The sequence below is a fragment of the Chromobacterium sp. ASV23 genome, assembly GCF_016428945.1.
GTDB lineage: Bacteria > Pseudomonadota > Gammaproteobacteria > Burkholderiales > Chromobacteriaceae > Chromobacterium > Chromobacterium sinusclupearum.
The window spans coordinates 14,027-29,262 of the sequence record NZ_JAELTR010000024.1; the positions used below are offsets into that span (position 1 = coordinate 14,027).

A 15,236-nucleotide genomic window follows, 5' to 3' on the forward strand; every position below is an offset into this window, starting at 1 on the left:
GTATAGAGGCGGAGGGCGTGCTTGTCGCAATGATTGTCTGGCGCTAGGAGCGGAACAACCGGCTATGCAGCGCCATGCCGGCCAGCATGGCCAACAGAAACAATAGGCCATCGGCAAGGCCGCTGCCGGCTAGCACAAGCGCCGGGCCGGGGCAGATGCCGGCCAGCCCCCAGCCTATGCCGAAGATCAGGCTGCCGGCGAGCAGGCGGCGGTCGACGCGGCGCGATGTCGGCAGCTGCATGGCCTCGCCCAGCAGCGATCGCTCGCGCCGTTTAGCCCAGGCGAAGGCCGGCAGCGCCACGGCGATGGCGCCGGCCATCACCAGCGCGAGCGAAGGATCCCAGCGGCCGGTGATGTCCAGGAAAGCCAGCACCTTGGCCGGGTTGGCCATGCCGGCCACGATCAGGCCGCTGCCGAAGATCAGTCCCGCCAGCGCGGCGCTTATCATGCGCTTCATGTTTTATCCCCCGAAATGACGGACTAGCCAGACGGCGGCAAAGCCGGCCGCCATGAAGGTCAGCGTGGCGGCCAGCGAGCGCGGCGACAGGCGCGCCAGGCCGCATACGCCGTGTCCGCTGGTGCAGCCGGCGCCCAGCCGGGTGCCGAAGCCTACCAGCAGGCCGGCGGCGATCAGCAGCCAGGGCTTGTCGTCCAGGACGATGGTCGGCGGCGCGGCGAACAAGCGGTACAGCCAGGGCGACAAGACCAGGCCGGCGACGAAGGCCAGCCGCCAGCCTTTGTCTGCGCCGGGAGCCAGCAGATGGCCGACGATGCCGCTGATGCCGGCCACGCGGCCGTTCAGCAAGACCAGCCAGGCGGCGGCCAGGCCGATCAGCGCGCCGCCGGCCAGGGCGCTCCATGGCGTGAAATGGGTCCAGTCCAGCGCCATGCTCACTCCTTGGGACAGTACAGTTGGTACAAGGTGGCCAGCACGGCCAGGGCGTTGGCGTCCGCCACGGAATAGAAGATGCGTTTGCCGTCGCGGCGGGTGGACACCATGCCCTCATTGCGCAGCACGCCCAGTTGTTGCGACAGGCTAGGCTGGCGGATGCCTACCATCTCTTCCAGCTCGCCCACGGATTTTTCTCCCTGGCTCAGTTGGCACAGCAGCAGCAGGCGGTCTTCATTGGCCAGTGCGCGCAGCAGGCCGCAGGCCTGGCCGGCGGCTTGGCGCATGTCGGAAAGGGCAAGAACGGGTGTATCCATGGCGAAGCTTTGCAGTGTTGTGGCTTGACTTCAATATATCAATTGATATTATATAAATCAAGATATCAACTTTCTCGATGGCGCATCGGAACAGGAGGCAGATATGAAAAGCAATGTGGGCGGTTTGGATAGAGCGCTGCGCGTTGCCGTTGGCGCGGCGCTGATTGTCGGCGCGGCGATCGGCGCGATCGGCCCGTGGGGTTGGCTGGGCCTGGCGCCGCTGGCAACCGGCTTGTTCCGCTTCTGCCCGGCCTATCTGCCGTTTGGCTGGTCCAGTTGCCGCGCCTCGTCGTCCCCATCCCAACCGGAGCAAAAACCATGAGCGGTGATGTCAACTATCCCGAGCTGACCCAAACCATCTCCAAGCACCTGGCCACCTTGCGCGCCGACGCGCCCGAAGTCATGCAGGGGTTCAACGATCTGGCCCGCGCCGCCACGCGCGACGGCGTGCTGGACAAGAAAACCAAGGAGCTGATCGCGCTGGCGCTGGGCGTGGCCGCGCGTTGCGATGGCTGCCTGGGCTTCCACGCCCAGGCGCTGGTCAAGCTGGGCGCCACCAAGCAAGAAGTGGAAGAGACGCTGGCGATGGCCGTGTATATGGGCGGCGGGCCGTCCTTGATGTATTCCGCCAACGCTTTGGCCGCCTTTGAGCAGTTCAGCGCCAAGCACGCCTAGTCTCGCATCGTCCGCTGTGGGACAATTCTTCATGGCCGGGCGCAAGCCCGGCTATGCTTTTTGAACCACAGCCGGATTTCACGCCCCATGTCTGTTTCTTCCCTGCGCGTGCTGTCGCTCATCCCGCCGATGACGCAGCTGAACACGCCCTACCCGTCCACCGCCTACCTCACCGGCTTTCTGCGCTCGCGCGGCGTAGAGGCCTTCCAGGAGGACCTGGCGCTGGCGCTGGTGTTGAAGCTGTTCTCCAGGGAAGGCATGGCCACCTTGCGCGAGCATGTGCGGCGCATCCCGATGCGCCAGCGCACGGACTGCATGATGCAGTTCGACATCTCCTACGAGCGCTACGCCGCGACGATAGACGCGGTGATCGGTTTCCTGCAGGGCCGCGACGCCACGCTGTCCTACCGCATCGCCGGCCGCAACTACCTGCCGGAAGGCCCGCGCTTCGCCGCGCTGGACGTGTACGTGGACCCGGACGATCCGGACGGCGGCGATCCGCTGGCCTGGGCCTTCGGCGCGCTGGGCACCCAGGACCGCGCCCGCCACCTGGGCACGCTGTATCTGAACGATATCGCCGACGTGCTGCGCGAGGCGGTGGACCCGCGCTTCGAGTTTGTCCGCTACGCCGAATCCCTGGCGCTGTCGCAACCGACCTTCGATCCGCTGGCCCGCGCGCTGGCGGCCGAACCCAACTGGGTGGACGACACCCTGGCCGCGCTGACGCTAGAGGCGATGGATCGGCACCAGCCGCAGCTGGTGCTGATTTCGGTGCCGTTTCCCGGCGCGGTGTACGCGGCCTTTCGCATCGCCCAGACCATCAAGCGCCACCGGCCGGACATCAAAATCTGCCTCGGCGGCGGCTACGTCAACACCGAGCTGCGCGAGCTGGCCGAGCCGCGCGTGTTCGACTATTTCGACTATGTCACGCTGGACGATGGCGAAAAGCCGCTGTTGGCGCTGATGGAGCATCTCGAAGGCAAGCGCGGCGTCAGCCGCTTGGCGCGCACCTTTTTGCGCCAGGACGGTGCGGTGCGCTACGTCAACATGCAGGAAGCCGACGTGCCGTTCTCCGAATCCGGCACGCCCACCTGGGACGGCCTGCCGATAGACCGCTACCTGTCGCTGCTGGACATGCTCAACCCCATGCACCGGCTATGGAGCGACGGCCGCTGGAACAAGCTGACCATCGCCCACGGCTGCTACTGGAAGAAGTGCAGCTTCTGCGACGTGACGCTGGATTACATCTCGCGCTATGAAACCGCGTCGGCCGAGCTGTTGGTGGACCGCATCGAGGCCATCATCGCCGAAACCGGCCAGACCGGCTTCCACTTCGTGGACGAAGCCGCGCCGCCCAAGATGCTGAAGGCGCTGGCCGAGGAACTGCTGCGGCGCAAGGTGTCCATCTCCTGGTGGGGCAATATCCGCTTCGAAAAGTCCTTCACGCCGGAGCTGGCTCAGCTGCTGGCCGAATCCGGCTGCATCGCCATTTCCGGCGGCCTGGAAGTGGCGTCGGACCGCTTGCTGAAGCTGATGAAAAAGGGCGTATCGGTGGAGCAGGTGGCGCGCGTCACCCACGGTTTCGCCGAGGCCGGCGTGCTGGTGCACGCCTATCTGATGTACGGCTTCCCGACGCAGACGGTGCAGGACACGGTGGATGCGCTGGAATACGTGCGCCAGCTGTTCGACACCGGCTGCATCCAGTCCGGCTTCTTCCACCGCTTCGCCTGCACCGTGCATTCGCCGGTGGGACAGAACCCGGAAGAGTACGGCGTGCAGCTGGTGCCGCTGCCGCCGGGTAACTTCGCCAAGAACGATGTCGGCTTCATCGACCCCACCGGCACCGATCACGAGCTGATGGGCCGGGGCCTGAACAAGGCTTTGTACAACTTCATGCACGGCATCGGCCTGGATGGCGACGTGCGCGGCTGGTTCGATATCCGCGTGCCCAAGCCCAAGGTGCCGCGCAACTTCATCGAGCGGGCGCTCTACCAGTAGGGCGGATGCCCGGCAGGGGCGGGCGATCCGCCTTCCCGTCGCGCCCTTTTCCCCGTAGGGCGAAATCACGGCTAAGGCCGGGAGTTACGCCTTTGCCGCCGTTCCCTTGTCGATATGGTTCGGCGGATCGCCCCGCTAGCGGGGCATCCGCCCTACGGGGTTCCTCCCTAGCCATCCTGGCTGGGTTCGTCTTGTAGGGCGGGCAGGCCATAAGCCCTTGCCCGCGTTATCCGGTCGCACCGTCTCCGCCGCCCCTCCCCAAAGCCCCCAGGCCATGCCAGAATGTACGATTCCGACTTTTGTCCGCGAGCATTGCCATGGCCCTGAAATATCACGTGATCCCGGTCACCCCGTTTGCCCAGAACTGCAGCGTGCTGTGGTGCAGCGTCAGCCGCCAGGCCGCCATTGTCGATGCCGGCGGCGACATTGAGCGGATTCGCGCCTGGGTGGATAGCCAGGGCCTGACGGTGGAGAAGCTGCTGCTGACCCACGGCCACATCGACCATGCCGGCGGCGCGGCCAAGCTGGCGGAGGCGCTGGGCGTGCAGATCGAAGGGCCGCAGCGCGCCGAGAGCTTCTGGCTGGACCAGCTGCCCACCCAGGGCCAGATGTTCGGCTTCCCGCGCAGCGAGCCGCTGACGCCGCAGCGTTGGTTGGAAGAGGGCGACACCGTCGCCATCGGCCAGGAAACGCTGCAAGTCATCCATTGCCCCGGCCACACGCCGGGCCACGTGGTGTTCTACAGCCCGGCGGCGGCAGTGCTGGTGGCCGGCGACGTGCTGTTCCAGGGCTCGATCGGCCGCACGGATTTCCCGATGGGCAATCACCAACAGCTGATAGACGCCATTCAGCAAAAGCTGTTCATCCTGCCGGACGACACCGTGGTCATCCCCGGCCACGGTCCGCTCACCACGATAGGCGCGGAGAAACGCGACAACCCCTACGTCGCCAATCCGCGCTACCGTTGATGCCGCCGGAATTCGCCCGCCGCGTGTTGGCGCTGCTTGCGCAAGTGCCGGTTGGGCGTGTCGTCACCTACGGCCGGCTGGCGGAGTTGGCTGGCTATCCGCGTCACTCGCGCCATGTGGGCCGCCTGCTGGGCCATCTACCGGAAGGCATTTCCGCGCCCTGGCACCGCGTGGTCGGCGCTGGCGGGCGGCTGTCCCGTCCCGGTAGCGAGCAGGCCGACTGGCAGCGCGTGTTGCTGGAGGAAGAGGGTGTGGCATTCCATGTCAATGGCAAAGTCTATATGCGGATTTGCGAGTGGTCGGGCGAGGTAGTTTGACCTGAAACAAACCAGAAAGCGGCGCTGGCTCAGATACTTATCTCCACGTGGAGATAATCTCGTGTGGCATTAAGCCAACAATTTGTAATTCTGACGTCATTTCGCTACAGAAAAAACAAATTTCTTTGCAAAAAAGCGACAGAAGTGTGACAAATCGTTTGCACAAGGCCATTTCAGAGACTATTCTGCGCGGCGCTCGCCGACGCTTGTCGGCTGCTTACTACACGAAAATAGTCTGGTGAAACAAATGAATACTCGCAAGTCGCTGCTGGCCTTGTCTTTGTTGGCCGCCTCTACTCTGGCTCACGCCGATTACACTTTCAGCAATGTCAGCTTCAACCAGCTGAACTGGTCCGATAGCACGTTGACCAAGACCCAAACCTCCCCGTTCGGCGCCAAGCGCAACTTCCAATACCTGGAAGCCGAAGGCGGCATGGGCCGTTCCTGGGGTGATCTGTACGGCTTCTTCGACCTGGAAAACTGGAACCGCAACGACACCGAGATGCCGGCCGGCGACCGCCGTTACACCACTAAAGTCGTAGCGCGCTTCAATATCACCGACGTTGGCGGCGTGCCGGTCAAGCTGTACACCCACGTGTACGATACTCGTGGTTACAACTTCTTCGACCAAAACCGCGTGCTGGGCTTGGGTACTGACCTGTCTTTCGGCAAGGTATGGTTCAAGCCGTTCCTAGGCATGCACCAAGAGCTGAAGTGGCAAGAAGGCGCACATCGTAACGGCTGGATGGCCGGCTATGTGGCAGGCTTCGACTTCAACGCCTTCGGCCAGCCGTTCTCCGTGACCCAATGGCACGAAACTGAATTTGACCGCAACGAAAACCACTTCACTACTGTTGCGCAACCGGGTGGTACCGTGCAGAAGCGCACCGGTCAGAACGGTGCCGTTGCCCTGTGGTGGAACCCGACCAAGTCCTTCACTGCTGGCGTGCAATACCGTTATGCCGTGAACAAGCTGGGCATCGCCGGCAATGAAAACGCGATGATCTACTCGGTCAAGTACAACTTCTAATAAGAAGCGCCAAGGCCGCCTAATGCGGGCCTTGGCTGGCGGCTTGCCGCCCCTGTCTGCCCCCGCCTTTGCGCGGGGGTTTTGTTTTTTGAATCTGCCGCGCGCCTAGGGGGCTGTTGACGTTTGGTGAGTGGATCGCGTTTGTGCCGATTTGAGCCGGAAGCAAGGCGCACAGTCCGACGCATAGTCATTCTATGCAAGGGCCGGGCGCCTTTTGCGCCGACTCTTCGTTGTTCCGCGCTGGCAGAGAATGACTATGCGGCGCGCGAAACGCCTCGATTCGTCACAAAATGCATCCCGGCTCGACCGCTCACCAAACGTCAACAGCCCCTAGGCAAGATGCCGCGCCAGCAGGTGGGGCGAGCTGCTATAATCCGCCCTTAAATTCAACGGCCTGGCATGTTTTGATGAACGTTTTTTACGAAGAAAGCGGCAGTTTCAAGGTTGGCAGCATTGTGTCGCGCAGCGACGCCAGCCTGCAGGTGGATACCCAGCACGGCAAGCGCGCCAAGATCAAAAGCGCCAACGTGTTTCTGGAATTCAATTCGCCGCTGGCGGACTTTTTGCCGGCTGCCGACAAGCTGGCGGCCGACATCGACCTGGATTTCCTGTGGGAATGCAGCCCGGACGACGAGTTCGGCTACCAGGATCTGGCCGCCGACTACTTCGGCCATGAGCCGTCCGCCGTCGAGGCCGCCGCGTTGATCGGCCGCCTGCACGGCGCGCCGATGTACTTCTACAAGAAGGGCAAGGGCCGCTACAAGAAGGCGCCGCAAGATGCGCTGCAGGCCGCGCTGGCCGGCATCGAACGCAAGAAGCGCGAGCAGGAGCAGATCGACGGCTGGGTGGCTGAGTTGAAGGCGGGCGCGCTGCCGGAAGCCATCCGTTCGCAACTGATGCAGCTCTTGTGGAAGCCGGACAAGAACACGCTGGAATTCAAGGCTTTCGACCAGGCCTCGCGCGAAACCGGCCTGCCGCCGCTGCGGCTGGCGGACAAGGTGGGCGGCATCCCATCGGTGCCGGACTACCTGATGGCCGGCTTCCTGATGGAGTACTTCCCCAAAGGCGCCGGCTTCGGCAAGTACGCGCCGCCCGCCGCGCCGCCCGCCGCGCTGCCGGAGCTGCCGGTTTCCAGCGCGCGCGCCTTCTCCATCGATGACGCCAACACCACCGAAATCGACGATGCCTTGTCGGTGGAAGACCTGCCCAACGGCAACAAGCGCGTCGGCATCCACATCGCCGCGCCCACGCTGGGCGTGCCGGTGGACTCGGACATCGAGAAGATGGTGCTGTCGCGCCTGTCCACCGCCTACTTCCCCGGCGACAAGATCACCATGCTGCCGGACGATGTGGTGCAGGCGTTCACGCTGCAGGAAGGCCGCGACTGCCCGGCGTTTTCCTTGTATGCCGAAGTGACGCCGGAATTCGAGCCGGTGGCCTTTGAAAACCGCATCGAAAAAGTCCATATCGCCGCCAACCTGCGCCATGCCGAGCTGGAGCAGGTGTTCAACGAAGAGACGCTGGCCAACGATCCGGGCGTGGACTACCCGTTCAAGCGCGAGCTGGTGTGGCTGTGGCAGTTCGCCGAGGCGCTGGAGAAGCGCCGCGGCAAATACGACCCGACGCGCCCGGTGCAGCACGACTACAACATCGACGTGAGCGATGGCCATGTAACCATCACCATCCGCAAACGCGGCGCGCCGATGGACAAGCTGGTGTCCGAGCTGATGATCCTGGCCAACAGCGAGTGGGGCCGCATGCTGGCCGAGGCCGACATTCCGGCCATGTACCGCGCCCAGAGCATGGGCAAGGTGCGCATGACCACCCGCCCGGAGCCGCACATGGGCCTGGGCGTGGCGCAGTACGCCTGGAGCACCTCGCCGCTCAGGCGCGCCAGCGACTTCATCAACCAGCGCCAGCTGGCGGCGATGATACGCGGCGAGAAGCCGCTGTTCCCTCAGGGCGACGCCATGCTGTTCGCCATCCTGCGCGATTTCGACGCCACCTACGGCGCCTATCTGTCCTTCCAGGACAAGATGGAGCATTACTGGTGCCTGAAGTATCTGCTGCAGGAAAACATCACCGCGCCGACCGCCACCGTGATCAAGGAAGACCTAGTGCGCATCGATGGCCTGCCGCTGCGCCTGCGCATCCCGGGCTTGCCGGAACTCGCCCGCGGCGACCGCGTGCAGCTGTCGGTGGTGAAGGTGGATTTGCTGACGCAGGAGGTGGAACTGCGCTACACCGGCCGCCTGGACCATGTCGAGGCGGAAACCGACGACGAGGAGGGTTGATCCCTCATCACTGCGAGACAACGCCGCCGCGCCGTGAGGCCCGGCGGCGTTTTTGCGTCGGCGCTTAGCGGCGCTTCAAGAGAGGCGGCGGGCCGCCATGCTCTTGTTGCCAAGGCCAGCGGCGCCGGAATGCGGCCCTTAGAACAATTCGTCCACCAGCGTGCTGGCCTGCTGCAGCTGTTCGATCGAGGCTTCCATGCGCTCGCTGTCCAGGTTGAGCCGCTCCAGCACCCGTTCCGGCAGGCTGGCCAGCATGTCTTCGGTCGGCATGCCGTGGCGGAAGCCGGAGACGATGCAGCTGGTCAACCCCAACAGCAGCGCGAACGGCGAGGCGTCCTCGTTCAGCAGATCGTGCTGGTTCAGGATGGCCTCCTGGATTTCGTCCGGGAAATTCCAGCGTCGGGCCAGTTCGGCGCCCAATACCGTCAGATCCATGCCCAGCAGCATGCGCTCCGCCGCGATGCGGTCGGTGCCGCCAGCGACGATGCGGTCGATCTGCTGCGCCTGTTCCGGCACGGCGACGAACAGCACCAGTTCGCCGATATTCGACAGCAGGCCGCAGGTATAGCCCAGCTGCGGATCCAGTCCGCACAGCTTGGCCAACAGCTTGCAGGTATTGGCCATGGCGAAGCAGCGCAGCCAGAAAGCCTTCATGTCGAAGCCGGTGATGCCCAGCGTGGCGCCGGTGATGCCGGAAGCGATGACCAGCACCCGGAGGTTGTCGAAGCCCAGCAGCACCACGGCGTCGTCCAGCGAGCCGATGCGCCGGCTGCTGCCGAAGCGGGCGCTATTGGCCAGCCGCAGCACGCGCGCGCTCAGCACCTGGTCATGCATCACCATATTGGTGATTTCGCCGATATTGATGTCGTTGCGGTGGAAGCTGGCCATCAGCTCCTGCACCACTTTGGGCACCATCGGCAGCTTGCCCGACGCCTTGTCGAAGATCTCCGCCACTTGCATCCGCACTCTCCCGTTTGCTCGGTCACTGGTTTGAGCTTAGGCAATGGCTCTGTGAAAGTAAGGGGGAATGCGCCATTTCGCGTCGTTGCGAATAGGCGGCAAGGGGTTTTATTTTGCGCCGCCACCGCCTAGCGACTATGTTGCAAGCTGACAGGCGTGGTAGTACGCGGTGCTAAGCACGCCCTGAGGAATGTGCCGCCGGCGTATCGGAGAGGAAACCATGCTATCCCAGCTTACCGTCAAGCAAAAGCTACTGGCAGGCTATGGCTTGCTGATTCTGATTCTGATCGCCATCGTGATTTCCGCCATTCTCAAGCTGAATGCGATACGAGACAGGCAGGAAGAAATCACCGGCAATCGCTACCCCAAGGTGGAAATGTGCAACAAGCTGATTGTCTCCACCTTGAATATCTCCAGATTGATGCGCGATGCGATCATCGAGACGAAAGCGTCGGACATCGAGGCCAGCATTGCCAAGATCGAGGGTTTGAAGACGCAGAATACCGCCGTGTTGGCTGAGTTGGACAAAGCGCTGGTTTCCCCGAAGGGGCGGGAAGTCTTCGCCAAAGCCATCCAGGCGCGCGAGGCCGTGACGCCGTTATATGAGCCTTTGTACGCGCTGGCCAGAGCCAACAAGAACGCTGAAGCCCAGGCCTTCCTGGAAAAACGCTTCGCTCCCAGCATCGACGCCTTCCTGCAGCAGCTGGATGAATTGACCGCCTATCAGCATGACAAGGTGCAACAGGCGCTGGACGAAAGCAAATCCGCGTACAGCCAGGCTTTGTCCATCATGCTGGTTTCCGCCGGACTGGCGGTGCTGGTGGCCGTGGCCATCGCCTTGACCATCGCCAATCTGGTCACCACGCCCTTGCGCAAATCCGTGGCGCTGGTGCGGCATATCGAGCAGGGCGACCTGAGCGGCGCGGATGAGGCCTTGCCGGAGTCGCGCGATGAGGCGGTGGAAATCGCCCGCAATATCCAGAACATGCGCAAGGGTTTGCGGGAGGTGGTTTCCAGCATCCAAAACAATGCCAGCCAGGTGTCGGACTCCGCCCATGAGCTGGCCAGCATGGCGCAGCAAGTGGCCACCGGCGCCCAGCGCCAGTCCGAGGCCACGGCGGAGGCGGCCGCCACCATAGAGGAACTGACGGTCAGCATCAACCATGTGGCGGATAACTCCGAGGCGGCGGCGCGCCAGGCCAAGGAGGCCGGTCAGTTGGCCTCGCGCGGCGGGCGCGCGGTGCAGGCCTCGGTCGGCAAGATTCATTCTGTCAGCGAGGCGGTGGCTGCGACATCGGAAGAAATGCGCACGCTGACCGGCGAGGTGCAGCGCATCGGCAATATCGTCACGGTGATCCGCGATGTGGCCGACCAGACCAATCTGCTGGCGCTGAATGCGGCCATCGAGGCCGCGCGCGCCGGCGAAATGGGCCGCGGTTTCGCCGTGGTGGCGGACGAGGTGCGCAAACTGGCCGAGCGCACCGCCAGCTCGGCCCAGGAAATCACCCAGATGATTTCCGCCATCCAACAGGGCGTGGAAAAGGTGGTGGGCAGCATGGAGCAGAGCTTGTCCAGCGTGGAAACCGTCAGCGGCAGCGCGCGCGAGGCCAGCGACTCCATGGGCGAGATCGAAGGCAGCACCTTGTCCATCGTTGATACCATTTCCACCATCACCGGCGCGCTGGGCGAGCAGCGCACCGCCAGCCTGAGCCTGGCTCAGAACATGGAGCAGGTGTCGCAGATGGCGGAGTCCAACAGCGCCACGGTGGAAGAGCTGGCCACCACGTCCAGCCAGCTCAACGCGCTGTCGCACGCGCTGCAAAGCGTCACGGCGCGCTTCCGGCTGTAAGCGGCGCCGGCCCCATGGCGATCAGTAGGCGAAACGCTCGCGCAGGTCCATCAGGTTCAGTTCCTCCAGAATGGCCAGCTGGCGCTCGCGCGCGCTGGCTTTGCCCTTGCCGGTTTTCTTGGCGATGATCAGCTCGTTCTTCATCGAGTGTTCCCAGCCCACCAGCTCGGTAACCGTCAACTGGTAGCCGCGCGCCTCCAGCTGCAGACAGCGCAGCACATTGGTCAGTTGGCTGCCGAATTCGCGGGTGTGGATGGGATGGCGCCACAGCTCGGACAGCGGCGTCTTGCCGAAGGTCTCGTTCTTCTTCTGGCGCAGCACCGAAGCCACCTCGGCCTGGCAGCACGGCACCAGCACGATGTATTGCGCGTCCTTGGCCAGCGCGAAGCGGATGGCGTCGTCGGTGGCGGTGTTGCAGGCGTGCAGCGCGGTGATGATGTCCACCTGCTCCGGCAGCTCGGTCGAAGTGATCGACTGCTCCACCGTCAGGTTCAGAAAGCCCATGCGCTCGAAGCCCAGGCGCTCTGCTAGCGCGCGCGATTTGTCTACCAGCTCTTGCCGGGTTTCCACGCCGTAAACATGGCCCGCGGCCTTGTCCTTCAGGAACAGGTCATACAGGATGAAACCGAGGTAGGACTTGCCGGCGCCGTGGTCAGCCAGTGTCATCGCGCCCTTTTTCTCCAGCACGTCGGCCATCAAGGGTTCGATGAACTGGTACAGGTGGTAAACCTGCTTCAGCTTGCGGCGGGTGTCCTGGTTGATCTTGCCGTCGCGGGTGACGATGTGCAGCTCTTTGAGCAGCTCCAGCGATTGCTGGGGTTTGATTTCGGGAATCAGGCTCATGGCGGCCTCCTGCAATTTCAATGCCGCGATTGTAGCAGAGCGGGGGCGGCGATCCGTTTTGGACGCATCCATGCAGCGGATGCAAAGCCAGGTCGGGCGGGCAGGCCGCAGGCCTTGCCCGCGCGGCAGCGCTTATGGCCGAGCCAGCGTCTGAAGCCTTTCGGCTCCGTTTCCGGGATGGCGCGGGCAAGGCCTCTGGGTCTGCCCGCCCTACAGGTTCCAATCCTGCCAAGCAGAATTGGAGCAGACCCTCAGGGCTGCTTCACCACTTCCTGCTCCACCACCATGTCCAGAATCCAGCGGATGGACGAGGCATCGGCCGGCGGATTGTTCACCTTCACTTCCTTGACGCGCAGGCGGTAGGCCACGCCGGGTTCCGGCTGGAAGCCTTCGATCTCGCCGTAATGCAGCTGCCACGGCTGGTTCTTGTCTGCGCGCACCTGCAGGCATTGCATCGGCGCGACGCCGCTGCACGGCTTGCGCTCGGCGGCGACGTAGATGAACTTGATCTCGCCTTGCGGCAGTTTTTCAAAGCGCATGGCGTCCTTGCCTTCGCCCAGCCACAACTGGCCCTGTTCCAGCCGCACCGGCATGCCCGCTTCCAGCTGGCGGCTCAGCGCGGCGTCGCGCTGCATCGCCTCCGGCGGGCACATCATCATGGTGGCGGCCAGCGGCTTGGCGCGCAGCTTGCCGTCTTCCAGCGTGGCCGGGCCGAACATGCCGTTGCAACCGGCCTTGATCGACAGCCGCTGCTCGGCGATCTGCAAGCTGGCGGCGGCCGGGCCGGCATCCAGCTGCTTCCACTCGCCTTGCAACTGGGACAGCGTGGGCGCTGCGGCAGAGCCGGCGGGGCCTTGGATGCCGGCGCAACCAGCCAGCAGGGCCGCCGCCAGGGCGGACAGGATCAGGCGATGGTTCATCGTATTTTCCTAATGTAAATGGAAGTCAGACGCCGCCGCGCGCCGTGGGTTCCGTCAATCGGCTATCGGCGTGACCGTTTCCTGATAGATCACCTTGACCAGTTGCAGCGTCGGCTGGCCGCCATCGGCCGCCGGCTCGCCCTGCAGTTTCAGGTAGTAGCGGTGGCCTGGCTCGGGTTGAAAGCCGCTGATGGCGCCGGCATAGCTCTGCCATGGCTGGTCTTCGCGATTGCGCAGCTGCAGGCAGGGCCCGCTGGCGCAGGCGCCGCTGGTGACGTACCAGTATTGCTCTCCGGGCGCGGGCTGCCATGCCGCTGCGGCCGGTTTGGCGGCGATAGCGGCCTGCGCCGCCGCGGCGTCGATCCGTTCGAAGCGGTATTCGGTTTTGCCGGCCCGCAAGGTCAGGTGCTGGCGGTCATCGGACGGCAGCAGCCGGAACGGCGCGCCCAGCAGTTTCAGCAGCGCCTGTTCGCGCTGCATGGTTTCCGGCGCGCAGGCCATGCGGGTGGTGGCTACCTGGTGCTTGCCGTCATGGTCTATGCCCAGGGTGAAGCGATTGCAGCCGGCGAAGCCGCTGATGCCGCCATCGGCGATGCTCAGCGTCGGCAGCGGAGCGGCCTGGGCGGGCGATTGCAGCCGCCATTCGGTGTGTTGCAGATCGGGCAGGGCTTGCGTCGGCAGCATCATGCTGCCGCTGATGAGAAGGGCGCTGAGGGAGGGCATGCTGTCTCCTGTTCTTGTCGAGCGAAGAATGCAAAAACGCCCGCCAGCGGCAGGCGTTGCTCAGCGCGGGCGGCGTCGTCAATGTACGGCGTTTTTCAGCAGGTCTTCCACCACTTTTTTCGCATCGCCGAACACCATCATGGTTTTTTCCATGTAAAACAGCTCGTTATCCAACCCCGCATAGCCGGCGCTCATCGAACGTTTCACCACAATGACGTTGCGCGCCTTGTGCGCCTCCAGGATGGGCATGCCGTAGATCGGGCTGGCTTTGTCCTTCTGCGCAGCCGGGTTGACCACGTCGTTGGCGCCGATCACCAGCACCACGTCGGTGGTGGAGAAGTCGGCGTTGATTTCCTCCATTTCCAGCACCTGCTCGTACGGTACTTCGGCCTCGGCCAGCAGCACGTTCATGTGGCCCGGCATGCGGCCGGCCACCGGATGGATGGCGTAGCGGACGCTGACGCCCTTTTCGTGCAACAGTTCGGCGAACTCCTGCAAGGCGTGTTGGGCGCGGGAAACCGCCAGGCCGTAGCCGGGCACGATCACTACCTGGTCGGCGTTGGCCATCAGGAAGGCGGCGTCCTCGGCGCTGCCGGCCTTGTACGGCTTGGCCTCGCCCGGTCCGGCCGCCGGTCCGGCGGCTACTTCCGCGCCGAAGCCGCCCAACAGCACGCTGACGATGGAGCGGTTCATCGCCTTGCACATGATGTAGGACAGGATGGCGCCGGACGAGCCGACGCAGGCGCCGGCGATGATCAGCACCGGGTTGTTCAGGGTGAAGCCGATGCCGGCCGCCGCCCAGCCGGAGTAGCTGTTCAGCATGGACACCACCACCGGCATGTCGGCGCCGCCGATCGGGATGATCAGCGTCACGCCCAGCACCAGCGCCACGGCCAGCATGGCGAGGAAGGCGGCCTGGCTGTCGGTGGCGAAATAGGCGAGGCCGAAGCCGAGCATGGCCAGCGCTAGGATCAGGTTCAGCAGGTGTTGGCCGGAGAAGCTCACCGCCTTGGCGCCAAAACGACCGGACAGCTTGCCGTAGGCGACGACCGAGGCGGTGAAGGTGATGGCGCCGATGAAGGCGCCGATGAACAGCTCCACTTTTTGCACCGGCGTGTGCTCCACGCCGGCGTGGAAGATGGCGGCGACGGCGATCAGCACGGCCGACAGGCCCACCAGCGAGTGCATGGCGGCCACCAGCTCCGGCATGCCGGTCATTTCCACCGTGCGGGCCTTCCAGCCGCCTATCACGGCGCCCGCGGCGATGGCGCTGGCGATCAGCGCCAGTACCGGCTTGTCCAGGATCAGCAGGGTGGTCAGCACGGCGATGGCCATGCCGACGATGCCGTACAGATTGCCGCGCCGCGCCGAGGCCGGGCTGGACAGCCCCTTCAGCGCAAGGATGAACAGGACTGCGGCGACGAGGTAAAGAATCGCTGAAATATTCTGCATC

The 15,236-nt window shown here is 64.1% G+C and carries 16 protein-coding genes; 8 read left to right on the forward strand and 8 right to left on the reverse strand.

The features are described 5' to 3' along the window. Positions 1-43: 43 nt before the first annotated feature. From JHD59_RS11480 to JHD59_RS11490, 3 genes are read right to left on the reverse strand one after another with little or no spacing between them, the layout of a single operon-like run. Positions 44-457 carry a YeeE/YedE family protein gene (locus JHD59_RS11480; RefSeq protein WP_199154339.1) on the reverse strand — a complete coding sequence of 138 codons (414 nt, stop codon included), beginning with the start codon at positions 455-457 and terminating at the stop codon, positions 44-46. A 3-nt stretch (positions 458-460) separates the two neighbouring features. After that, a complete protein-coding gene (locus tag JHD59_RS11485; protein ID WP_199154340.1) occupies positions 461-889 on the reverse strand; it encodes a YeeE/YedE family protein in 429 nt (142 codons plus the stop codon). 2 nt (positions 890-891) lie between these two features. Then, positions 892-1,206, reverse strand: coding sequence for a metalloregulator ArsR/SmtB family transcription factor (locus JHD59_RS11490; protein ID WP_199154341.1), 315 nt, complete (start codon positions 1,204-1,206; stop codon positions 892-894). A 103-nt stretch (positions 1,207-1,309) separates the two neighbouring features. On the opposite strand from JHD59_RS11490, the gene JHD59_RS11495 reads away from it, so the two are divergent. The 7 genes from JHD59_RS11495 (at position 1,310) to JHD59_RS11525 (ending at position 8,488) form a co-directional block, all read left to right on the forward strand. Further along, positions 1,310-1,528, forward strand: a complete 219-nt coding sequence (locus JHD59_RS11495; protein WP_071108745.1) for a DUF2892 domain-containing protein — start codon at positions 1,310-1,312, stop codon at positions 1,526-1,528. Then, positions 1,525-1,881 (forward strand): carboxymuconolactone decarboxylase family protein, encoded by a 357-nt coding sequence (locus JHD59_RS11500; RefSeq protein WP_071108744.1) that lies wholly within the window; start codon positions 1,525-1,527, stop codon positions 1,879-1,881. Before JHD59_RS11495 ends, JHD59_RS11500 begins: the two co-directional genes overlap by 4 nt. 87 nt (positions 1,882-1,968) lie before the next feature. Beyond that, positions 1,969-3,879: a radical SAM protein gene (locus tag JHD59_RS11505; protein WP_199154342.1), complete on the forward strand. Its 1,911-nt coding sequence runs from the start codon at positions 1,969-1,971 to the stop codon at positions 3,877-3,879. A gap of 317 nt (positions 3,880-4,196) precedes the next feature. After that, the gene (locus tag JHD59_RS11510) at positions 4,197-4,847 is read left to right on the forward strand and encodes an MBL fold metallo-hydrolase (protein ID WP_304491538.1); all 651 of its coding nucleotides are present in this window, start codon (positions 4,197-4,199) and stop codon (positions 4,845-4,847) included. Next, on the forward strand, positions 4,847-5,164 hold the full coding sequence (locus JHD59_RS11515; RefSeq protein WP_199154343.1) for an MGMT family protein: 318 nt from the start codon (positions 4,847-4,849) through the stop codon (positions 5,162-5,164). Before JHD59_RS11510 ends, JHD59_RS11515 begins: the two co-directional genes overlap by 1 nt. A 247-nt stretch (positions 5,165-5,411) precedes the next feature. Further along, positions 5,412-6,194: an outer membrane protein OmpK gene (locus JHD59_RS11520; RefSeq protein ID WP_199154344.1), complete on the forward strand. Its 783-nt coding sequence runs from the start codon at positions 5,412-5,414 to the stop codon at positions 6,192-6,194. 407 nt (positions 6,195-6,601) lie between these two features. Continuing rightward, entirely contained in the window at positions 6,602-8,488 is a 1,887-nt protein-coding gene (locus JHD59_RS11525; RefSeq protein ID WP_199154345.1) for a ribonuclease catalytic domain-containing protein, read from the forward strand. 138 nt (positions 8,489-8,626) lie between these two features. Here the strand turns inward: JHD59_RS11525 and JHD59_RS11530 are convergent, their stop codons facing one another. Beyond that, a complete protein-coding gene (locus tag JHD59_RS11530; protein ID WP_043627388.1) occupies positions 8,627-9,448 on the reverse strand; it encodes an HDOD domain-containing protein in 822 nt (273 codons plus the stop codon). A gap of 220 nt (positions 9,449-9,668) precedes the next feature. On the opposite strand from JHD59_RS11530, the gene JHD59_RS11535 reads away from it, so the two are divergent. Then, the gene (locus tag JHD59_RS11535) at positions 9,669-11,297 is read left to right on the forward strand and encodes a methyl-accepting chemotaxis protein (RefSeq protein WP_199154346.1); all 1,629 of its coding nucleotides are present in this window, start codon (positions 9,669-9,671) and stop codon (positions 11,295-11,297) included. Positions 11,298-11,318: 21 nt separating this feature from the next. On the opposite strand, the gene JHD59_RS11540 is transcribed toward JHD59_RS11535, so the two are convergent. From JHD59_RS11540 to JHD59_RS11555, 4 genes are all read right to left on the reverse strand, one after another. Further along, a complete protein-coding gene (locus JHD59_RS11540) occupies positions 11,319-12,140 on the reverse strand; it encodes an SAM-dependent methyltransferase (protein ID WP_103321835.1) in 822 nt (273 codons plus the stop codon). A gap of 251 nt (positions 12,141-12,391) precedes the next feature. Further along, the gene (locus JHD59_RS11545; protein ID WP_199154347.1) at positions 12,392-13,060 is read right to left on the reverse strand and encodes an META and DUF4377 domain-containing protein; all 669 of its coding nucleotides are present in this window, start codon (positions 13,058-13,060) and stop codon (positions 12,392-12,394) included. A gap of 54 nt (positions 13,061-13,114) precedes the next feature. Beyond that, the gene (locus tag JHD59_RS11550; protein WP_103321833.1) at positions 13,115-13,783 is read right to left on the reverse strand and encodes an META and DUF4377 domain-containing protein; all 669 of its coding nucleotides are present in this window, start codon (positions 13,781-13,783) and stop codon (positions 13,115-13,117) included. A gap of 78 nt (positions 13,784-13,861) precedes the next feature. Further along, positions 13,862-15,235, reverse strand: a complete 1,374-nt coding sequence (locus tag JHD59_RS11555; RefSeq protein ID WP_199154348.1) for an NAD(P)(+) transhydrogenase (Re/Si-specific) subunit beta — start codon at positions 15,233-15,235, stop codon at positions 13,862-13,864. Position 15,236 lies beyond the last annotated feature (1 nt).